The sequence below is a fragment of the Phenylobacterium parvum genome, assembly GCF_003150835.1.
GTDB lineage: Bacteria > Pseudomonadota > Alphaproteobacteria > Caulobacterales > Caulobacteraceae > Phenylobacterium > Phenylobacterium parvum.
This window is the reverse complement of record NZ_CP029479.1, coordinates 1,033,957-1,053,218: the sequence shown is the minus strand read 5'-3', so window position 1 is coordinate 1,053,218 and position 19,262 is coordinate 1,033,957. Positions and strand designations below refer to the sequence as shown.

19 protein-coding genes and 1 tRNA gene are annotated in these 19,262 nt (G+C 68.7%); 14 read left to right on the top strand and 6 right to left on the bottom strand.

Annotated features, from left to right (window positions below; translation table 11 throughout):
- Genes HYN04_RS05070 through HYN04_RS05060 form a run of 3 tightly spaced genes read right to left on the bottom strand, consistent with a single transcriptional unit; the run spans position 1 to position 2,182 of the window.
- Positions 1–816, bottom strand: coding sequence for an enoyl-CoA hydratase/isomerase family protein (locus tag HYN04_RS05070; protein WP_110449756.1), 816 nt, complete (start codon positions 814–816; stop codon positions 1–3).
- A 23-nt stretch (positions 817–839) separates the two neighbouring features.
- On the bottom strand, positions 840–1,199 hold the full coding sequence (locus HYN04_RS05065; protein WP_110449755.1) for a DUF6285 domain-containing protein: 360 nt from the start codon (positions 1,197–1,199) through the stop codon (positions 840–842).
- Positions 1,196–2,182, bottom strand: coding sequence for a phosphotransferase family protein (locus HYN04_RS05060; RefSeq protein ID WP_110449754.1), 987 nt, complete (start codon positions 2,180–2,182; stop codon positions 1,196–1,198). Before HYN04_RS05060 ends, HYN04_RS05065 begins: the two co-directional genes overlap by 4 nt.
- A gap of 118 nt (positions 2,183–2,300) precedes the next feature.
- Between HYN04_RS05060 and HYN04_RS05055 the strand changes: the two genes are divergently transcribed.
- Positions 2,301–3,626 (top strand): acyl-CoA dehydrogenase family protein, encoded by a 1,326-nt coding sequence (locus HYN04_RS05055; protein ID WP_110449753.1) that lies wholly within the window; start codon positions 2,301–2,303, stop codon positions 3,624–3,626.
- Positions 3,627–3,759: 133 nt separating this feature from the next.
- Here the strand turns inward: HYN04_RS05055 and HYN04_RS05050 are convergent, their stop codons facing one another.
- Complete coding sequence (locus HYN04_RS05050; protein WP_110449752.1) at positions 3,760–5,157, bottom strand: Mur ligase family protein; 1,398 nt, start codon at positions 5,155–5,157, stop codon at positions 3,760–3,762.
- 189 nt (positions 5,158–5,346) lie between these two features.
- On the opposite strand from HYN04_RS05050, the gene HYN04_RS05045 reads away from it, so the two are divergent.
- From HYN04_RS05045 to HYN04_RS05000, 10 genes are all read left to right on the top strand, one after another.
- On the top strand, positions 5,347–6,387 hold the full coding sequence (locus tag HYN04_RS05045) for a DUF7064 domain-containing protein (protein ID WP_110449751.1): 1,041 nt from the start codon (positions 5,347–5,349) through the stop codon (positions 6,385–6,387).
- A gap of 95 nt (positions 6,388–6,482) precedes the next feature.
- Positions 6,483–6,558 (top strand) — tRNA-Asn (locus tag HYN04_RS05040).
- A gap of 50 nt (positions 6,559–6,608) precedes the next feature.
- Positions 6,609–7,343, top strand: coding sequence for a class I SAM-dependent methyltransferase (locus HYN04_RS05035; protein ID WP_162599551.1), 735 nt, complete (start codon positions 6,609–6,611; stop codon positions 7,341–7,343).
- Between the two features lie 118 nt (positions 7,344–7,461).
- Positions 7,462–8,241 (top strand): pseudouridine synthase, encoded by a 780-nt coding sequence (locus tag HYN04_RS05030; protein ID WP_110449749.1) that lies wholly within the window; start codon positions 7,462–7,464, stop codon positions 8,239–8,241.
- 40 nt (positions 8,242–8,281) lie between these two features.
- Positions 8,282–9,763 (top strand): efflux RND transporter periplasmic adaptor subunit, encoded by a 1,482-nt coding sequence (locus tag HYN04_RS05025; RefSeq protein ID WP_110449748.1) that lies wholly within the window; start codon positions 8,282–8,284, stop codon positions 9,761–9,763.
- 6 nt (positions 9,764–9,769) lie between these two features.
- Positions 9,770–10,459, top strand: coding sequence for an ABC transporter ATP-binding protein (locus HYN04_RS05020; protein ID WP_241962694.1), 690 nt, complete (start codon positions 9,770–9,772; stop codon positions 10,457–10,459).
- Positions 10,456–11,697 (top strand): ABC transporter permease, encoded by a 1,242-nt coding sequence (locus tag HYN04_RS05015; protein ID WP_110449747.1) that lies wholly within the window; start codon positions 10,456–10,458, stop codon positions 11,695–11,697. The genes HYN04_RS05020 and HYN04_RS05015 overlap by 4 nt, the downstream gene beginning before the upstream one ends.
- 14 nt (positions 11,698–11,711) lie before the next feature.
- On the top strand, positions 11,712–13,325 hold the full coding sequence (locus HYN04_RS05010) for a peptide ABC transporter substrate-binding protein (protein WP_162599550.1): 1,614 nt from the start codon (positions 11,712–11,714) through the stop codon (positions 13,323–13,325).
- A 74-nt stretch (positions 13,326–13,399) separates the two neighbouring features.
- A complete protein-coding gene (locus HYN04_RS05005) occupies positions 13,400–14,164 on the top strand; it encodes an SDR family NAD(P)-dependent oxidoreductase (RefSeq protein ID WP_110449745.1) in 765 nt (254 codons plus the stop codon).
- Positions 14,165–14,184: 20 nt separating this feature from the next.
- Positions 14,185–15,048, top strand: coding sequence for a crotonase/enoyl-CoA hydratase family protein (locus HYN04_RS05000; RefSeq protein WP_110449744.1), 864 nt, complete (start codon positions 14,185–14,187; stop codon positions 15,046–15,048).
- On the opposite strand, the gene HYN04_RS04995 is transcribed toward HYN04_RS05000, so the two are convergent.
- Positions 15,049–15,468 carry a DUF1330 domain-containing protein gene (locus tag HYN04_RS04995; RefSeq protein WP_110449743.1) on the bottom strand — a complete coding sequence of 140 codons (420 nt, stop codon included), beginning with the start codon at positions 15,466–15,468 and terminating at the stop codon, positions 15,049–15,051.
- Positions 15,469–15,488: 20 nt separating this feature from the next.
- Complete coding sequence (locus tag HYN04_RS04990) at positions 15,489–16,391, bottom strand: haloalkane dehalogenase (protein ID WP_110449742.1); 903 nt, start codon at positions 16,389–16,391, stop codon at positions 15,489–15,491.
- A gap of 131 nt (positions 16,392–16,522) precedes the next feature.
- On the opposite strand from HYN04_RS04990, the gene HYN04_RS04985 reads away from it, so the two are divergent.
- From HYN04_RS04985 to HYN04_RS04975, 3 genes are read left to right on the top strand one after another with little or no spacing between them, the layout of a single operon-like run.
- The gene (locus HYN04_RS04985; protein ID WP_110449741.1) at positions 16,523–17,602 is read left to right on the top strand and encodes an MBL fold metallo-hydrolase; all 1,080 of its coding nucleotides are present in this window, start codon (positions 16,523–16,525) and stop codon (positions 17,600–17,602) included.
- A 14-nt stretch (positions 17,603–17,616) separates the two neighbouring features.
- Entirely contained in the window at positions 17,617–18,642 is a 1,026-nt protein-coding gene (locus HYN04_RS04980) for a glutathione S-transferase N-terminal domain-containing protein (protein ID WP_110449740.1), read from the top strand.
- Positions 18,639–19,226: a TetR/AcrR family transcriptional regulator gene (locus HYN04_RS04975; RefSeq protein ID WP_110449739.1), complete on the top strand. Its 588-nt coding sequence runs from the start codon at positions 18,639–18,641 to the stop codon at positions 19,224–19,226. Before HYN04_RS04980 ends, HYN04_RS04975 begins: the two co-directional genes overlap by 4 nt.
- Positions 19,227–19,262 lie beyond the last annotated feature (36 nt).

Genomic DNA, 19,262 nt, shown 5'->3' with positions numbered 1-19,262 from the left:
CTAGCGGCCGGTGAATTCGGCCGGACGCTTCTCGAGGAAGGAGACCATGCCCTCGCGGAAGTCGCGGGTGCGCATCAGCTGCAGGAACTGCAGGTAGACGTGGTGCACGTGGTCATTGAACGTTTCGTTCAGGCCCATCCGCATCAGGCGCTTGGCCGACTGTACGGCCAGGGGCGCATTGTCGGCGATCTCCCGGGCCATGGCGCGGGCGGCGGTGTGGATCTCCTCGTCCGGGACCACGGCGTTGGTCAGGCCGAGCTCAAGGGACTCTTCCGCCGACAGGGTGCGGCCGGTGAAGATCAGCTCGGCGGCGCGGGCCCACCCCAGCAGGCGCGGCAGGAACCAGGTACCGCCGGATTCCGGCACGATGCCCCGGCGCACAAAGGCGGCGGCCATCTTGGCGCTCTGGGCCATGATGCGGATGTCGCAGCCCATGGCGGTGTCCATGCCGTAGCCGGCGGCTGAGCCGTTCAGGGCGCAGATGGTCGGCTTGTCCATGGCGAAGAGGACGGTCGGCGGGGTGTTGCGCAGGTCCAGGTTGACCGAGACGTTCTGGCCCGAGGTGTCGGACCCGATCCCGGAACCCTGGGTGGCGCTCACCAGGTCCAGGCCTGCGCAGAAGGCCTTGCCGGTCCCGGTCAGGATCACGACGCGGACCTCGGGGTCCTCGTTCGCCTGGACCAGCAGAGCCGTGAGCTGGTTCAGCATGGGCCCGGAGATGGTGTTCAGCCGGTCCGGCCGGTTGAGGGTAAGGGTCGCGATGCCCTCGGAGACCTCGTAGAGGACCTCGTCGGTCCGCACTTGTGTGGTGGCCATGGTTTCCTCCTGGAATTCGGGTTTCAGCGGACCTTCACCGATACGTAGGACGGCTGGTCGATGGCGATCTGGTCTTCAATCCCGGCCTTCAGGGCGGCCAGGAGGCCGGGGGTCGACACATCCATGGCCCCCTGGCGAAGGCGCTCGCAGAGCTCGGCGTTCAGGGCCTTTATGTCGCCCTCCACCCCCAGCAGGGCGGAGAGCCGCGCCACAGCAGCGGCCTCGGCGGCCGGTCCCTGGACCAGCTCGCGCTTGACGGCGTTGAGGGCGTTGACCGCCACCCGCGAGAGGAAGGCGTCGCGGGGATCCAGCTGGGGGCGGATGGACTCCACCCAGCCCGCCACCGCCTCGATGAGTTCGTCCGCCCGGGGATGCTCGATCACAGGCCCGCCTCCAGAAGGTTCACCAGGTCGATCTCGGTCTCGGAGACCCGGCGCCCGATCATCGGACGCTCCACCGAGTTTGTCGCCCCTGTCGCATAGCTGGAATACATCATCAGGCACATGATCCCCCACTTCAGGGACCCCAGGGCCTGCCAGAACAGGACCCGCGACAGGGGGATCTCGGCGCCGCCAGCCTCGATGTAGCCTTCCAGCAGGTCCTGGTACTCGCCGAAGCCCCCGACGGGGCGGTCAGCCCGGCCAAAACGCCAGGAGTTCACGCACAGCCAGCCCAGGTCCTCCGCCGGGTCGCCCACATGGGCCAGCTCCCAGTCGAGCACCGCGGCCACCCCCTTGTCGGGGTCGAACATCATGTTGCCGTTCCGGAAATCGCCATGCAGCACGACGTTGGGCAGGGGCGGCGGCAGGTTCCGCCGCATGTGCTGGATCGCCATCTCCAGGATCGGCCGTTCGGCCCCCGAAGAGCGGTAGATGGCCTCATAGCGGTCCAGCTCGCCCTGGGCGTCGGCGGTGGCCAGGGGCGCTGCGCCAGCGGGGATCGTGTGGATGCGCGCAAGGATCTGGCCGCACTGGCGGGCCAGGTGCGGCCGCACCGTTTCGAACTTCGGATCCGCGACGATCTTGCGGCCCAGGGTCTCCCCGGCGACGAAGCCGGTGATGTGACCCTCGCCCAGGCCATCCTCGGGCTGGCAGAGCCGGACCAGGGGCGCGACCGGGGCGCCGGCGTGCTCCGCAGCGCGGATCAGGGCCGCCTCCGCCGCCATGGTGGCGGACCGGGAGGTCTCGGGATCCATCGGGACCGACCGACGCCGCAGGATCAGGGGTCGGGGCTCGCCGCCGCCCACCAGGGTGAAGGCCCAGGTCTCCATGCTGGCCCCGCCGGTCAGCCTCTGGGCCTTTTCGACGGACGTTCCCCCCAGCTTCGGCGCCAGGACATTGAGGGCGGCGGGAATATCGACTTCCATGACGTAGGGGCGCCTCAGGAGAGTTGCGGACTTGACGATCTGCCCGCCTGAGGGTGGGCTTGTAAATCGAGAACATCAATCGAAACGGCGCAAGACCGGCTGACCGAAGGGAAACGTCATGGACTTCAATCTGCCCCCCGAACTCGTTGCTTACCTTGGGGAACTCGATGAGTTCATCGAGCGCGTGATCAAGCCGCTCGAGCGCAAGGACGACAACATCCGCTTCTTCGATCACCGCCGGGAGTGGGCGCGGACCGACTGGGACCGCGGCGGCCTGCCCCGCCACGAGTGGGAAGACCTGCTGGGCCAGGCCCGCAAGCTGGCCGACGAGGCGGGACACCTGCGCTTCGCCTGGCCGACGGAAATGGGCGGCAAGGGCGGGACTAACCTGGCCATGGCCGTGATCCGCGAGCACCTGGCCGCCAAGGGCCTGGGCCTGCACAACGACCTGCAGAACGAACATTCGATCGTCGGGAACAACCCCTTCATCCTGATGTTCAAGGAGTTCGCCACCAACGCCCAGTACGCGACGTACGCCGACCTCCTGCTGAACGGGAAGATGCGCACCATCTTCGGCCTGACCGAGCCCCTCCACGGTTCGGACGCCACCCACATGGAGACCCGCGCCGTCCCCCAGGAAAAGGACGGCAAGCCGGGCTGGCTGATCAACGGCGAGAAGATGTGGTCCACCGGCATGCACGTGGCCACCCACTGCATGGTCTTCGCCCGCACCAGCGGCAATGACGGCGACGCCACCGGCATCACCTGCTTCATCGTGCCCGCGGATGCGCCTGGCGTGAAGGTCGAGGAGTATCTCTGGACCTTCAACATGCCCACCGACCACCCGCGGGTCAGCTTCACAAATGTCTGGATCCCCGAGGACAGCTACTGGGGCGTGATCGACCGCGGCCTCGGCCTCGGCCAGAGCTTCGTACACCAGAACCGCATCCGGCAGGCGGCGTCCTCGCTCGGCGCGGCGGTCTACTGCATCGAGGAGAGCGTCAAGTACGCCCGGATGCGCAAGCCCTTTGGCAAACCCCTTTCGGACAACCAGGCCATCCAGTGGCCCCTGGTGGAGCTGGCGACCCAGGCGGAAATGCTGCGCCTCCTGATCCGCAAGACCGCCTGGCAGATGGACCAGATGGAGCACAAGGCCGTGGAGCGCGAACTCTCGGACAAGGTCTCCATGTGCAACTACTGGGGCAACCGGCTGGTCTGCGAGGCCGCCGACCGCGCCATGCAGGTGCACGGCGGCATAGGCTATTCGCGGCACAAGCCCTTCGAGCACATCTACCGCCACCACCGCCGCTACCGGATCACCGAGGGCTCGGAGGAGATCCAGATGCGCAAGGTCGCGGCCTTCCTGTTCGGCTACATGGGGCCACGCCGGAAGGAGTTCGCCGACCTGACCTGGGACGACGTCGACTACCGTAATCAAAGGTAGGGCGGCGGCGATTCAGTAGACCCCCTCCGGCCCGTCTGGCGGTCCACCTCCCCCTGGGGGGAGGAATGACAGAGTCAATTGCTCCCCCCAGGGGGAGCTGTCGGCGAAGCCGGCTGAGGGGGTCAACGGCGGTTCAGGCCCTGTAGAGCCGGTCGAACACCGGCGGCAGGCTGTCGGGCAGGCCCAGAAGCGGCCCCGAGGACAGGAGCAGGACCACCTCGTCCCCTGACAGGGCGGACAGGGCGGCCTGCGCCTCGGCGGCGTCGAGAACGGGCCGGGCGTCCAACCCGGCGGCGCGCGTCCGATCCACGATCTCCTCAAGGGTCGACTGGTGATGGCTCTCCGCGCCATGGCCGGGCGGCGGCAGGATCAACACCCGGTCCGCCCCCTCGAAGACCGCGTCGTACCAGGACAGGGCGTCCCGGGAGCGCCAGGAAAAGGTGTGCGGCTCGAAGACCACGATGAGCCGTCGGTCGGGGAAGTGCAGGCGCATCGCCTCGATGGCCGAGCGCGCCTTTTCCCAGGACGACCCAAAGCCCTCGATCACCGGGATCGGCGAGGTCCGCGTCAGCCGGTCCAGGCGCCGGCGGATGCCCTCGAAGCCGGCGACGGCGCGGACCAGGCCCTCTCGGTCGACCAACCCGGTCTCGAGCAGAAGGGCCGAGACCCCGACGATGTTCTCGATGTTGTGGGCGCCAAGGAGGCCGGTGGTCATGGGAGTCCGGGCGCCATCGGGGGCGAGCAGGTCGAACCGGGTGATGTCGCCGAAGACCTCGTCCTGCGCCCGCCAGCCGCCCTCCCCTCCGCCGTACCAGACGATGGGCGCGCGGGTCTCGCCAGCGACCTCGCGCACCGCAGGATGATCGCGCAGGACCGCCAGTCCGTCCGCCGGCAGGCCGCGCAGGAGCGTACGGAAGGGCGCCTCGTACTCGGTGAAGGTCGGGAAGACGTTGACGTGGTCGTGGACGAGGGAGGTCAGCAGCAGCCTCTGGGGATGGTAAAGGGCGAACTTGGACCGCCGGTCATTGGGCCCGACGATGTACTCGTCGCCCTCGAGGATCATTTCCGGCGATCCGCCCCAGCGGCCCGTCGCTGGAAGCGAGGGCGAGATGGCGCCCACCAGCCAGCCGGCGTCGACGCCGCAGGTCCTCAGGATATGGGCCGCCAGGGCCGCGCAGGTGGACTTGCCGAAGGACCCGGCCACAACGGTGTTGATCCGGTCCCGGGTCAGGTCGCCAACCAGTTCAGGGAAGGTGGTGACCCGCACGCCGCGCCGGCGCGCCTCGGCGGCCTCGACATTGTCGTCGCCCCCCAGCTTGGCGCTCGCCCCCTGCACCAGCACGTCAAGGTCCCCGGGCAGGTTGGCCGGGTCGAGCCGCCAGGAAACCGGCAGGCCCAGCCCCTCGACGAAGGTCGACATGGGGGGGAAGACGTCCTGGTCCGAGCCGGACACCTGGTGGCCGGCGTCCTGCATCATCTGGGCGACGGCGGCCATGCCCGCCCCGGCGATTCCGGTGAAATGGATCCTCATGGGCCCCTTCCTGCCGTCCGGGCTTTAATGTCGGATTAACCATACCGGGCCAGCCTGCCCTCGTCTTCTTCGAAGACATCCCACCATCACCATCACCTTGCGCCCGGCTTCGGCCGGGCGTCCTTTTTCGGGCCTTGGCGGGTCCGCGCCCCAGTGGTGTAGTGCCTCCAAACCTAGGGAGGACAGCGCATGGCCAGGGCCGCAGCCGGCTACAAGACCCGCCTGGAGCCGCAGGACGAGTTCCCGCACGATCCGGGGACCTTCAAGAACTACAACGAAAGCATGTACTTCAACGTGTTCGATCCGGCCCAGAAGGCCGGGGGCTGGTTCCGGATCGGCAACCGCCCCAACGAGCACTATGCCGAGATGACCGTCTGCCTCTACCTGCCGGACGGCCGGGTGGCCTTCATGTTCGGGCGGCCGACCATAGAGGGGAACACCGAGATGAACGCCGGCGGCCTGAAGGTCGAGGTGGTCGAGCCCTTCAAGCGCCTGCGGGTGACCTATTCCGGCAAGGCCCTGCTGCTGGCCCGCCCCCATGAGATGGCCGATCCCAAGCGCGCCTTCCGAGAGAATCCCTCGGTGCCCTGTACGGTGGAGCTCGACTACGAGGGTGTCTCGCCCATGTACGGCGGCGAGACCGTTCGCGAGGACGGGACGCCGATCGAGATTGACCCCGAGAAGTCCTTCGCCAAGGCCCACTACGAGCAGCACTGCGGGGCCAAGGGCCGATTCACCGTCGGCGATGAGGTCTTCGAGATCAACGGCCACGGCCTGAGGGACAAGTCCTGGGGGCCGAGGCACTGGCAGGCCATCGACTGGTACCGCTGGTGCCCGATGAACTTCGGCCGCGACTTCGGCATGATGCTTTCGGTCATCGGCGACGGGAAGGGCGGCGCCCGGCAGGGCGGAATGGTCTTCCGCGACGGGATCTACGACCTGATCACCGAGTGCCGGATCGAAAGCGACTGGGACGCGCACGGCTACCAGACCCATCTCCGCGCAGAGGTGAAGACCGAGGGCGGAATGGCCTATTCCGTGACCGGCCGGGTGATGTCGTTGATTCCCCTCCGCAACCGGCGGACGACGCCGGACGGCGTGGAGCTGCAGACCCGCATCACCGAGGGCATGACCGAGTATCGGTGCGGCGACCTGGTCGGCTACGGCCTGTCGGAATACCTGGACCAGATCGTCGACGGCCAGCCGAACGGCAAGGCCGCCGGCTACTGAGGCGCCGGGGCCACGGACCGGCTTGCGCAGCGGGGGTTGCAGACCCGCTTGCGCGGCTGGGCGGCGCGGTCTATAGCCCCGGTCCTTCCAGGTGATCCCCGATAGCTCAGCTGGTAGAGCAGTCGGCTGTTAACCGACTTGTCGCAGGTTCGAGTCCTGCTCGGGGAGCCATCCTTTCCCAGCCTCTCAGTGTCATCCGCCGGATGTGGGCGGGAGGGATCATGGACATCTTCTACGGCCGGATCGCGGAATGGTGGCCGGTAATCTCCCCGCTGGAGGAATATGCCAGTGAAGGCGCAGAGATCCGCCGGGTCCTCCACGAGGCTCGCCCGGCTGCGCGCAGCCTTCTGGAGCTTGGCAGTGGCGGCGGGCATGTGGCCTTCCATCTCAAGGCGGGCCTCGACTGTTTGCTGACCGATCTCAGCCCGGACATGCTGGAGGTCTCCCGTCGGCTCAACCCCGAGTGCGGGCATCTGGCCGCCGACATGCGGACCCTGGACCTCGATCGCCGATTCGACCTCGTCCTGGCGCATGACGCCATCGCGTACATGACCACTGAGGCCGATCTGCGGGCGGCCTTCGCCACCGCCTATCGACACCTGAAGCCCGGCGGCCTTGCCCTCTTCATTCCCGACGATGTGCTGGAAACCTTCGAGCCCGGAGAGGCCGACGCCTTCGGCGGGGACTCCCCCGACGGCCGGTCGGCGCGAGCGATGGATTGGGTCGGCGAACTTGAGACCGACGGAACGGCCATGGTCCATTACGCCTTCCTGCTTCGCGAGGCTGATGGACGGATGTCCTCGATGGCCGAGAGCCATCGGGTCGGGGTCTTCGCCAGGAAGGATTGGGAGCTTTGGCTGGCGGAGGAAGGCTTCGCCGTCGAGACCGTCCAGGAACGCACAGATGAGGACCGGACGCCCAGGTTCTTCTTTCTCGGGACCCGTCCGCGGGACTGAAACCCCGCCAGGCTGATCGATCTCCTCTCGACCCTTTTTCTCGGGAGGTCTGGCCGGGCCCCGACCTTCCGGTCTACTCGGGGAACCGGAAGGCCGCCCGCGGAGGAAAACTGCCGACATGTCCTGGTCCGGAAGGTTTGGCGGCGATGCGCCCGAACGGGTGAACCGCTGGCTGGCGCACCAGGGCGTCTGCTCGCGTCGTGAGGCCGAGGCCCTGATTGCTGCAGGCCGCGTCCGGATCGAGGGCGAGACTGTGGCCGACCCCGGGCGCAAGATCCTGCCCGGCCAGACCCTTGAGGTGATCGACGAGGCCGCCCCCGGCGAGGGCCCGGTCACTGTGCTGGTGAACAAGCCGGTGGGCCTGGTCAGCGCTCACCCCGCCCCCGGCCAGGAAGAGGCGCGCAGCCTGTTGACGGCTGCCTGCGCCTTCGCCGGGGAACCGCCGCCACCGGCGGCCCTGAGCCTGCCGCCCGCTGGCCGGCTGGACCGGGATTCCCGCGGCCTCCTGGTCCTGACCTCGGATGGGGTCGTGGCGCGGGCCATCATCTCGCCGGACTCGCCCCTGACCAAGGAGTACCAGGTGCGGGTGGCCGGCGCCCTGACCCCGGACCGCATCGCGCGCCTGAGGCATGGCCTGTCCCTGGACGGCCGGGCCCTCAAGCCCGCCGGGGTCTTCCGGAAGGGCGAGGACCGGCTCCGCTTCGTCCTGTCGGAGGGCCGGAACCGACAAATCCGCCGGATGTGCGAACTCGTCGGCCTCAGGGTGATCGACCTTCATCGGACGCGGATCGGCCCCCTGGCCCTCGACGGACTTCCAGAGGGGCGCTGGCGGTTCCTGGCGCCTGAGGAGCGCCGCGCCCTCCTGGCGGAGGCAGGCCCTTCCCAAGCCTCGGGATGAGGCCCATATCGTCGGAACGACCGACCGGGGACACAGCGCCATGACTTCAGCCGCCCGACCGAACTGGCGCCGGCGCGCCCTCTACGTTCTTGGCGGTCTCGCCGTGCTGGCGCTGGCCGGCGCAGGCCTGCGAAGCTGCCGTTCCGAGCCGGAGGCCCCGCCCTACCGGACCGCCCAGGTGGAGTCCGGGGCCCTGGTGCAGACCGTATCGGCCTCAGGCGTGATCGAGGCCCTCGTCACGGTGGAGGTCGGCTCGCAGATCTCAGGCCAGATCAAGTCCATCACGGCGGACTTCAATGACCGGGTGAAGGCCGGGCAGGTGCTGGCGGAACTGGATCCCCAGACCTACGAGTCCCGCCTCCGCCTCGGACAGGCGGATGTCGCCGCTGGCGAGGCCGCTGTCCGCCAGGCTGAGGCCCAGGCCCAGCAGGCCCGCCAGGAACTCTCTCGACGCAAGTCGCTCGCCGCCCAGGGCTACCTCTCCCAGGCCGCCCTGGAGGCCGTGGAGGCACAGGCCCGGACCAGCGCCGCCGCCCTCGAGGCCGCCAAGGCGCGGGTCCAGCAGAGCCGCGCCAGCCTGAGGACCACCGAGGTGGACCTGTCGCGCACCCGTATCATCGCGCCGATCGACGGGATCGTGGTACTTCGCGCCATCGAGCCCGGACAGACCGTCGCGGCCAGCTTTCAGGCCCCGGTCCTCTTCCGCATCGCCCGGGACTTCGACCGCGTGAAGGTGAAGATCTCGGTGGACGAAGCCGACATCGGCGGCGTGAAGGAAGGCCAGGCCGTGACCTTCTCGGTGGACGCCTATCCGGACCAGGTCTTCGAGGGCATCGTCACCCAGGTCCGCAAGCAGCCCGTCACCGAACAGAACGTGGTCGCCTACACAGTCATGGCGGAGGCCGCGAACACGGGCGGAAAGCTTTTGCCCGGCATGACGGCCAACGCCGATATCGTGATCCAGCGCCGCGAGGGCGTACTCAAGGTTCCGGTCGCCGCCCTGCGCTGGACGCCGCCGCCCCAGGTTCAGGCCGCGCCCCGGGGACCGCCGGGAACGCCGACCCGCAGCGACTTCGGCCCGGCATTCCCGGGCTCTGTCGCGGTACAGAAGGTGGTCGGCCAGCTTGGGCTCGACCCCCGGCAAAAGAAGGCCTGGGCGGACATCCAGACCGAGCTCCGCGTCCAGGCTACGGCCGCCGCCGCACCGGGCGGTGAGGCGGGCCGCAAAGCGGTGGCTGAGGTGGTCAACAAGAGCCTCTCCCAATTGGAGGCCCGCCTTGATGAGCGTCAGAAGACGCGCCTGAAGGTGCTCCGTCCCCTGGCCTTCGAACTCGGCCCGGACCCGGCGGGCTTCATCGCCGGCTCGGTCTACCGCCAGACGCCGGATGGGCCCCAGCCGGTGGTTGTCCAGGTCGGGCCGACCGACGGCGCCATGACGGAGGTGCGCGGCCCCCTGAAGGCCGGCGAGACCCTGATCGTGGGCGGAGGCCCCAAGCCCAAGATGCGCGTCGGCGCGGACTGACCGGTCATGGGCGAGGCGGCGATGATCCAGATCGAGGATCTGACCAAGACCTATGTCATGGGAGAGGAAACCGTCACGGCCCTCGACTCGGTCAGCCTGACGATCGCGCGGGGAGAAAGCATCGCGATCATCGGACCGTCAGGCTCGGGCAAGTCGACCCTGATGAACCTGCTGGGTGGCCTCGACCGTCCCAGCGGCGGGCGGTATCGCTTCGAGGGCGAGGAAGTCGCCCGGTTCTCCGACGATCAGCTGGCCGACTTCCGTAACCGGCGGATCGGCTTCGTCTTCCAGTCCTTCCAGCTCCTGCCCCGGCTCTCGGCCCTGCAGAATGTCGAGTTGCCGATGATCTATGGCGGCCAGCCGCCGCGTATCCGGCGGGAGCGCGCCGCAGAGCTGCTTGAGCGGGTCGGCCTGGGCTCGCGCATGGGTCACCGGCCCAACCAGCTGTCTGGCGGGCAGCAACAGAGGGTGGCCATCGCCCGTTCGCTGGCCAACCGCCCTGACCTTCTCCTCGCTGACGAGCCTACGGGCGCCCTGGACAGCGCCACCGGCGTGGAGGTCCTGTCCCTCTTCCAGAAGCTCAACACCGAGGGCCTGACCATCGTGCTGGTCACCCATGACCGGGGCGTCGCCAACGCCGCCCGCCGCAGGATCGCCTTCCGCGACGGGCGCGTGACCGAGGATGAACGGTCATGAGCGGCGTCTCACCGGCAGAGATCATTCGGTTCGCGACCGGGGCGATCATCGCCCACCCCCTGCGTTCGGGCCTGACCTCGCTGGGCGTCGTCATCGGGGTCGCCTCCGTGGTCATGATGACCTCCATCGGCATGGGCGCGCAGCGGCAGGTCACGGACACCATCTCCGGCCTGGGTTCCAACCTCATCATCGTGAGCCCCAAGCAGCCAAGGAACTCGGGCGGGGTGATGGGCGGGGCGGGGGCCGGAGAGGGCCTCACCGATGGCGATGCCGAGGCCATCCGCCGCCAGGTAGATGGCGCCGTGGCGGTGGCGCCCTCGGTCGGCGGCATGGCCCAGGTCACGGCGGACGGCGCCAACTGGAGCACCACCATCTACGGGGTCTCCCCCGAATACCTGGAGGCGCGGGACCTGACGGTCGCTTCGGGCAGGATGTTCGACGACCGCGACGCGCGGCAGGGCCGGAAGGTGGCCGTGCTGGGTCCGACGGTGGTCACCCAGCTTTGGGGCGAGGCCGACCCCATCGGCAAGCGGATCCGGATCCGCGGCGCGCCCTTCGAGGTGATCGGCGTGCTGGGCTCCAAGGGACAGTCCAGCTTCGGCCGCGACCAGGACGACCTGATCCTATCCCCCCTGGAGAGCGTGCGCTCTCGGGTAATCGGGCGCCGGATCAAGGCAGACAGCGTCCAGACCATCTTCGTAAAGGCGGAGTCCGAGGAAGCCGTGAGCGCCGTCCAGGAGAACATCGACACCCTCCTCAGGACCGAGCACAGGATCCCTCAGGGCGAGGACGACGACTTCGAGACCCAGAACCTGGCCTCCATCCTCGACGCCTCGAAGGCGGCCATCGGCGCCTTCACCGTCCTGCTTGCGGCCATCGCCGGGATCTCCCTTGTGGTGGGCGGGGTCGGGATCATGAACATCATGCTGGTGGCCGTGACCGAGCGGACCCGGGAGATCGGCCTTCGCATGGCCCTGGGCGCCCGGCGCCGCGACGTCCTCACCCAGTTCGCCCTGGAATCCGTGGCCCTGTCCCTGGTCGGGGGCCTCATCGGCCTGGCCATCGGCCTCCTCGGCGCGGCCGGCATCTCCGCCGTGGCGAATTGGCCCTTCGCCCTGCCCGCATGGTCCATTCCCGTCGCCCTGGGCTTCTCGAGTCTGGTCGGACTGGTCTTCGGCGCCTATCCTGCCTGGCGCGCCGCGCGTCTCGACCCCATCGAGGCCCTGAGGCGCGAGTAGCCCCGGAACCGCACGTGAAGCTTCCCCTTCTCCTCGCCCTGGCCTGCACCCTCGTCCTCGCAGGATGCCAGCCCCAGGTCAGCCGCCCGCCCTGCCCGGCTGGAAAGACCTGCCTGGCGTGGGGAAACAACACCGAGGCCGGGACGCTCGATCCTCAGAAGGCCTCCCTGGTCGACGAGTTCGCCATCATCGGCGACCTCTACACCGGTCTCTTCACCGACGGCCCGGACGCCTCACCGACGCCGGCCCTCGCGGAAAGCTGGACCACCTCGCCCGACGGCCTCACCTGGACCTTCCGCCTGCGCCCCTCGAAGTGGACAGACGGACGCCCCGTCACATCGGGGGACTTTGTCTTCGCCTTCCGTCGGCTCCTCGATCCGAACACGGCCTCGAGCTACGCCTTCCTTCTCTACCTGCTGGAGAACGGCCAGGCGGTGAACGAGGGAAAGGCCGGCCCTGAGACGCTGGGCGTGCGGGCGGTGGATCCCCTGACCCTGGAACTGCGGTTGGAGCACCCGGCGCCCTACCTTCCCGCCCTGCTCAAGCACCACAGCTTCTTCCCGGTCCCGGCGCATGTGGTGACGGCGCACGGCGACGCCTGGACCCGACCGGAGAACTTCGTCGGCAACGGCGCCTTCACCCTGGTGGAGTGGAAGCTGGGCGATCACATCCGGGTCGTGAAGAACCCGGATTTCTTCGACCCCGGGTCGGTCTGCGTGGACCAGATCGACTACTTCCCGACGCCGGACTCGGTCATGGCCGAGCGGCGGGTCGCCCGGGGGGAGCTGGACCTGAACACCAACTTCCAGTCCAGCCGGGTGCAGAGGCTGCGCGATAACCTGCCGGGGTATGTGCGCACCTATCCCGCCCTCGCCACCTCCTACATCGCCCTGAATACGGTGAGCGTGCCCGCCTTCCGGGACCTGAGGGTCCGGCGCGCCCTGTCCATGGGAGTGGACCGCGACTTCATCACCGGCAAGCTCATGCGGGCGGGACAGAAGCCGGCCTACAGCTTCGTGCCGCCGGCCACCGCCGGCCATGGAGACGGCGTCCGCCTGAAGTGGGCGGACATGCCCTTCGACGCCCGACAGGCGGAGGCGCGGCGACTGCTGGCCGAGGCCGGGTATGGGCCCGGCGACCCCCTGTCCGTGGAAATCAAGGTCGGCAACTCGCCCGACAACCTGCTCCTGTCACAGGCCGTGGCCGCCGATTGGACCGCCCTGGGCCTGAAGGTCTCGACCGTCCAGAACGAAGGCCAGATCGCCTTCTCCGCCTACAAGCGCAAGGACTTCCAGATCGGCATGATGAGCTGGTACGCCGACTTCAACGACCCCCTGACCTTCCTCGGCCTGTTCCGGTCAGACACTGGCCAGCAGAACTATTCCGGATACGCCAATCCCCGGTACGACGCCCTGCTGGACCAGGCCGACCGCGAACCCGACGCCACCCGGCGAGCCCGGACCCTGGCTGAGGCCGAGCAGTTGATGCTGGACGAGGAGGGCGTGATCCCGGTCTTCCAGGTGGTCAGCAGGGCCCTGGTCTCACCCCGGGTCACAGGCTGGACCGACAATATCGAGAACTTCCACCGCGCCCGCTGGGTCTGCGTGAAGCCGGCCGCCGCCGGGTGACGCCCGGTCAGCATTGACAGGCGGCCCCGGGGTCGCCTTGCTTCCCCTTCAGGACAACATGGGAGGCGGGGAGCATGGACTTCAACCTGCAGGGTAAGGTGGTGCTGATCACCGGCGGGTCGCGGGGCCTTGGGCGCGCCATGGCCCAGGCCTTCGCCGAGGCGGGCGCCAACCTCGCCATTGTCTCGCGCAAGCTGCCCGCCTGCGAGGAGACCGCCGCTGAACTTGCGAAGCTGGGGGTCGAGACCTTCGCCCACCGCTGCCACGTGGCCAACTGGGACGAGATCGAACCCATGGTGGACGCCGTCTACCAGCGCTTTGGCCGCATCGATGTCCTGATCAACAACGCCGGCATGTCGCCCCTCTATCCCTCCCTGGAGGAGGTCACCGAGGACAATTTCGACAAGGTCATCGGGGTCAACTTCAAGGGACCATTCCGGCTCTCGGCCCTGGTCGGGGCCCGGATGCACCGGGGCGACGGCGGCTCGATCATCAACATCTCCAGCATCGCCTCCCTGGAGGCCTCGCCCTACGCCCTGCCCTATGCCGGGGCCAAGGCGGCGCTGAACGTCCTGACCACCGGCTTCGCCGCCGCCTACAGCCCGAACGTGCGGGTCAACACCATCTGCGTGGGCCCCTTCGCCACCGACGTGGCCGAGCACTGGGCCGACCCGCCGGACCACGACAATCCCGGCTGGACGAAGGGCGGCATGCGCGTCGGCCTGCCCAAGGAGATGGTCCCCGCCGCCCTCTGGCTGGCCAGCGATACGTCCAGTTTCACCAACGGCGCCCTCATCCGCATCGACGGCGGCCCTGCCCGCGCGCGTCTCCGCCCCTGATCCTGAAAGGCCAGAGTTCCATGTCCAGCCCCACGCCCACCTTCGAGACGATCCTCTATTCGGTCGAGGACCACATCGCGACCATCACCCTGCACCGGCCCGAGCGCATGAACGCCTGGACCCTGCAGATGTGCAACGACCTGCGCGCCGCCTTCGACCTGACCGACCGGGACGACGATGTCCGGGCCGTGATCGTCACCGGGTCCGGCAGGGCATTCTGCGCGGGCGCCGACCTGTCCGGGGGCAGCCAGACCTTCGGCGCCGCCAAGCCGGACAAGGACACGCCGGTCCGACGCGACACGGCGGGCCTTGTCACCCTGCGGATCTTCGACAGCCTGAAGCCGGTGATCGGCGCCATCAATGGTGCGGCGGTGGGCGTGGGTGTCACCATGATCCTGCCCATGGACGTGCGGATCGCCTCCACCGAGGCCCGCTTCGGTCTGGTCTTCAACCGTCGCGGCATTATCATGGAAGGCGCCTCGTCCTTCTTCCTGCCGCGCCTGGTGGGCATGCCGGCGACCCTGGACTGGATCTACTCGGGGCGGGTCTTCCCGGCCTCGGAGGCCCTTGAGAAGGGCCTGGTGAGCGCCCTGCACCCGCCGGAGTCGCTGATGGACGCCGCCCGCGCCCTGGCCCACGAGTACGCGGACAACACCGCCCCCGTCTCGAGCGCCCTCACCCGGCAGCTCTGCTGGCGCATGCTCGGCGCGAGCCACCCCATGGAGGCGCACAGGGCCGAGAGCCGCGCCCTGATGGCCCGCGGCGGTTCCGAAGATGCGGTGGAGGGCGTGAAGAGCTTCTTCGAAAAGCGGCCGGCCAACTTCACCGACCGCGTCTCCAGCCTCCCGGATGTCTTCCCCGACTGGGTCGACCCCGAGTTCTGATCACTCGAAGCCGGCGCCGGCCTTGGTGCGGATATTCAGCTGTCCCGCCAGGCCGGCCTTCCGGTGGTGGTCGATCTTGCCCATGTCCTCAGACATGGCCATGGCGCGGAAGGCCGCCAGAGAGGGATATTCGGCCAGGGCCACGGCGTCCCAAAGGTCCTCGACCTCGCCGATCATCAGGCTTGTGACCTGGCCGGAATAACGGATGCGCCCGCCCAGGGCCTCGACCAGTTGGCGCACGCCCTCGCCGTAGAGGGCGTAGGCCTCGGCCCCGGTGAGGTGGGGGTTGGAGCCGTCCTCGTACTCAGCCTTCGGCTTGAATTTCAGCAGGTTGACCATGACGAAGGGCCCGTCCTCCTCGGCGGAGAAGAAGGCCATGGCCTGTTCGGGGGGCGGATAGACGGCGTTGACGACCTTCATGGGGAACTCTCCGGTTTCGATCAGCGGGTGCGCCGGACCATATCGTCCAGCAGGTCGGCGATGGCGGCGGGGCAGTCTTCCTGCAGGAAGTGTCCGCCGGGAAGGATCGTATGCGCCTCGCCCTGGGCTCCGGGGACGCGGGCCTTGAAGGCCGCCTCCCCGCCCTTTGTGACGGGATCATTGTCGCTGAAGGCGGTCAGGAAGGGCTTGTCGAAGGCTTCCAGCACCTTCCAGGCCGCCAGGTTCTCAGCCACCGAGCCGTGCTCCGCCGTGATGGGCACCAGGGTGGGGAACTGGCGGGCGCCCTCCTTGAAGCTCTCATCCGGGAAGGGCGCATCGTAGGCCGCGACCTCTTCAGGCTTGAGTTCGCGGGTCGTCCCCATGTTCACGATGCCGCCGATCGGCATGACCGGGATGGTCTGGGACATGGTTAGCCAGGCGTCGAAGCCGGGGCCGGAGCCGCCGCCGACGGGCAGGCCGGTGTTCCCGACGATCACGCCGGCGAAGCGCTCAGGGAAGGCGGCGACCAGCCGCAGGCCGATCAGGCCGCCCCAGTCCTGGCAGAAAAGGACCACGCCCTTCATGTCGAGACCCACGAACCACTGGCTCATCCAGTCGACGTGGCGCTCGTAGGTGTAATCGGTGCGGACGGCGGGCTTATCGGACCGGCCGAAGCCGATGAGGTCCGGCGCAAGGACCCTGTGACCCTTGGCCACCAACCTTGGGATGATGTGGCGGTAGAGGTAGGACCAGGACGGTTCGCCGTGCATGAGCAGGACCGGTGCGCCGTCGCGCGGCCCCTCATCCACGTAGGCGATCCGGAGGGGTTCGCCATCGGGTCCCTTGATCTCGGCGTAGCAGGGGGCGAAGGGCCAGTCGGCCAGGCCCTCGAAACGCGTGTCAGGGGTTCTCAGGACCTTCATTCGGCATCTCCCGCGGGCGAACGGCCCGGTTGAGGTTGACAGGCCCGCCGGGGCGGGAAACTAATGGCAATAGCCGTGCCATTATCAGTCTGGCCGGTCAAGCGCCCCGGGAGGCGCAAGGGAGGCGGACAATGTTCAAGCGCATCGCCCTGGGCCTGGCGGCCCTGCTGGTCCTGGTCGCTGGCGGCGCCTGGGTTTTCCGCGGCGATATCGCCCTGAAGGCCATGGCGAGGGTCATGGACCGCAACCTCGCGGCCACGCCGGGGAGCGGACTGCCGGATGGACTGCACGTGGTCCTCTGCGGCTCCGGATCGCCCATGCCGGATCCCAACCGGGCCGGGCCCTGCACCGCCGTGATCGCCGGCCAGCGCCTCTTTGTCTTCGACGCAGGCGCCGGCTCCGTCCGCAACCTGACCCTGATGGGCCTGCCTCCGGCCCAGGTGGAGAGGGCCTTCCTGACCCATTTCCACTCGGACCATATCGACGGGCTGGGCGAGTTGCTTCTCCAGCACTGGGCGGGAGGCGCCGCCCGTACGCCACTGCCGGTCCAGGGGCCGACCGGGGTGGAGACCGTGGTCTCCGGGCTCATGACCGCCTACGGACCGGACCGCGGCTACCGGATCGCCCATCACGGCGAGGCGGTCGTCCCACCCTCGGGTTTTGGCGGACAGGCCCTGACCTTTGCACCGGCGCCGGACGGGACCCCGGTCACCCTGGTGGACGAGCCCGACCTGAAGATCCGCGCCTTCTCCGTTGATCACAAGCCGGTTTCGCCGGCTGTCGGCTACATAGTGGAGTACAAGGGCCGAAAGGCCGTGATCAGCGGCGACACGGACATCTCCCCCCGCGTCGAGAACGCCGCGCGGGGCGCGGACCTGCTGGTCCACGAAGCCCTTTCCCTGCGCATGGTCGGGCTCCAGAAAGCGGCCGCGGAGCGCACCGGCCGCGCCAACCTGGTGAAGATCTTCGCCGACATCACCGACTATCATGCCGATCCGGAAGCCATCGCCACCCTCGCCTCGCGAGCCAAGGTCCGGTACCTGCTCCTGACCCACATCGTGCCGCCCCTGCCCGTCCGGGCGCTGGAAGGCCCCTTCCTGGGTGACAGCCGGAAGGCCTTTTCCGGACCCATCCGCGTGGGGCGTGACGGCGACATGATCTCCCTTCCCGCGGGGTCCGAGGACATCCGCGTGAGCCGCCGCCTTCCCTGACCTGGAGCCCCCCCATGACCGAACCCGTAGCCCTCTCCGGCGCCCCCGGATCGCCCTACACCCGCAAGATGCTGGCGGTGCTGCGGTACCGGCGTATTCCCTATCGGTTCCTGATCGTCTCCAACACCGCCATCGCCGGCCTGCCGCAGGCCAAGGTGCCGCTGCTGCCGACCTTCTACCTGCCGGGAACGGACGGCGCACTGGAGGCGGTGACCGACTCCACGCCCCTGATCCGCCGGTTCGAGGGCGAGTACGCCGGACGCAGCCTGATCCCGGGCAACCCGGCCCTGGCCTTCCTGGACGCCCTGCTCGAGGACTATGCCGACGAGTGGCTGACCAAGGCCATGTTCCACTACCGCTGGGCCTACCAGGCCGACATCGACAAGGCCTCTGCCATCCTGCCCTGCTGGCGGGGCATGGCGGTCCCGGACGAGGTGCTGGCGGAGCGCGGACAGGGCTTTGCTGACCGGCAGATCGGCCGGCTTCGTTATGTTGGCTCCAACCCCGTTACCGGCCCGATCATCGAGGCCAGCTACAGGCGCTTCCTGGAAGCCTTCGAGGACCACCTGCGGGTCCTGCCCTACCTGATGGGGCGCCGGCCGGGCGCCAGCGACTTCGCCACCTATGGCCAGCTGACGCAGCTGGCGGAGTTCGACCCGACTCCCACGGCCCTGACCCTTTCCGTCGCGCCCCGGGTCACGGCCTGGACGGGCATGATGGAGGACCAGTCGGGCGTCGAGCCGTCGGAGGGGGACTGGATCGACCTGGCCAGCCCCCCGCCCACGCTGAAGGCCCTGCTGGGTGAGGTTGGGAGGGTCTATGCGCCCGTGATGCTGGCCAACGCCCGGGCGGTGGTCGGCGGCGACGCCGAGGTCCGCGCAGAGGTCGATGGCCAGGCCTGGACCCAGCAGCCCTTCCCCTACCAGGCCAAGTGCCTGAAGGCGCTCCGGGACGCCCACGCCGCCCTGCCGGCGGCTGACCGGGCCCTGGTGGACGCAACCCTTGACGGAACCGGCTGCGAGGCTCTTTTGGCGGGATGACCCGCGAGTCACAGGAGACGGATGGCCGGAGACGGCGTGGCCAGGACAGCCGCGACCGCATCGTCTCGGCCATGCTCGACCTCGTGCGCGAAGGCGAGGTGACGCCTGGCGCCGAGCGAGTCGCCGCCCGGGCTGAGGTGGGGCTGCGGACCGTGTTCCGGCACTTCCGGGACATGGACAGCCTCTACGCAGAAATGGCGCGCACCATTGAAGGCGAGATGTCCGACCTGATCGGCCGGCCCATGACCGCTTCGGACGAGGGCGGCCGGCTCGTGGAGATCGCGCGACAACGGGCGGAGTTCTTCGAACGGATCTTTCCGTTCAAGCACGCCTCGGGAGCCCACCGTCACCGCTCCGCCTTCCTGGAGAGGGAGCACGCGAGGATGGTCGCACAGCTCCGCGACATGCTCATCAGGGCGCTGCCAGACGCCTGTTCCGACCCGGCGCGACGGGAGGCCCTGGACCTTGTTCTCAGCTACGAGGCCTGGTCCCGCCTTCGAAGGGAACAGGGTCTTCCCCGGGATGAAGCCCTGACGGTACTGGTTGCGGCGGCAGAACGCCTGAGGGCCCCAAAGGGCGGCTGAGTGGGCTTTTCCCTCCGGTTAACGACTGGAGCCTAG

Coding starts and splice junctions, on each gene's coding strand:
- HYN04_RS05070 (WP_110449756.1), bottom strand. CDS start 816: ATGGCCACCACACAAGTGCGGACCGACGAGGTCCTCTACGAGGTCTCC.
- HYN04_RS05060 (WP_110449754.1), bottom strand. CDS start 2,182: ATGGAAGTCGATATTCCCGCCGCCCTCAATGTCCTGGCGCCGAAGCTG.
- HYN04_RS05055 (WP_110449753.1), top strand. CDS start 2,301: ATGGACTTCAATCTGCCCCCCGAACTCGTTGCTTACCTTGGGGAACTC.
- HYN04_RS05050 (WP_110449752.1), bottom strand. CDS start 5,157: ATGAGGATCCATTTCACCGGAATCGCCGGGGCGGGCATGGCCGCCGTC.
- HYN04_RS05045 (WP_110449751.1), top strand. CDS start 5,347: ATGGCCAGGGCCGCAGCCGGCTACAAGACCCGCCTGGAGCCGCAGGAC.
- HYN04_RS05035 (WP_162599551.1), top strand. CDS start 6,609: ATGGACATCTTCTACGGCCGGATCGCGGAATGGTGGCCGGTAATCTCC.
- HYN04_RS05030 (WP_110449749.1), top strand. CDS start 7,462: ATGTCCTGGTCCGGAAGGTTTGGCGGCGATGCGCCCGAACGGGTGAAC.
- HYN04_RS05025 (WP_110449748.1), top strand. CDS start 8,282: ATGACTTCAGCCGCCCGACCGAACTGGCGCCGGCGCGCCCTCTACGTT.
- HYN04_RS05020 (WP_241962694.1), top strand. CDS start 9,770: ATGGGCGAGGCGGCGATGATCCAGATCGAGGATCTGACCAAGACCTAT.
- HYN04_RS05015 (WP_110449747.1), top strand. CDS start 10,456: ATGAGCGGCGTCTCACCGGCAGAGATCATTCGGTTCGCGACCGGGGCG.
- HYN04_RS05005 (WP_110449745.1), top strand. CDS start 13,400: ATGGACTTCAACCTGCAGGGTAAGGTGGTGCTGATCACCGGCGGGTCG.
- HYN04_RS05000 (WP_110449744.1), top strand. CDS start 14,185: ATGTCCAGCCCCACGCCCACCTTCGAGACGATCCTCTATTCGGTCGAG.
- HYN04_RS04995 (WP_110449743.1), bottom strand. CDS start 15,468: ATGAAGGTCGTCAACGCCGTCTATCCGCCCCCCGAACAGGCCATGGCC.
- HYN04_RS04990 (WP_110449742.1), bottom strand. CDS start 16,391: ATGAAGGTCCTGAGAACCCCTGACACGCGTTTCGAGGGCCTGGCCGAC.
- HYN04_RS04985 (WP_110449741.1), top strand. CDS start 16,523: ATGTTCAAGCGCATCGCCCTGGGCCTGGCGGCCCTGCTGGTCCTGGTC.
- HYN04_RS04980 (WP_110449740.1), top strand. CDS start 17,617: ATGACCGAACCCGTAGCCCTCTCCGGCGCCCCCGGATCGCCCTACACC.
- HYN04_RS04975 (WP_110449739.1), top strand. CDS start 18,639: ATGACCCGCGAGTCACAGGAGACGGATGGCCGGAGACGGCGTGGCCAG.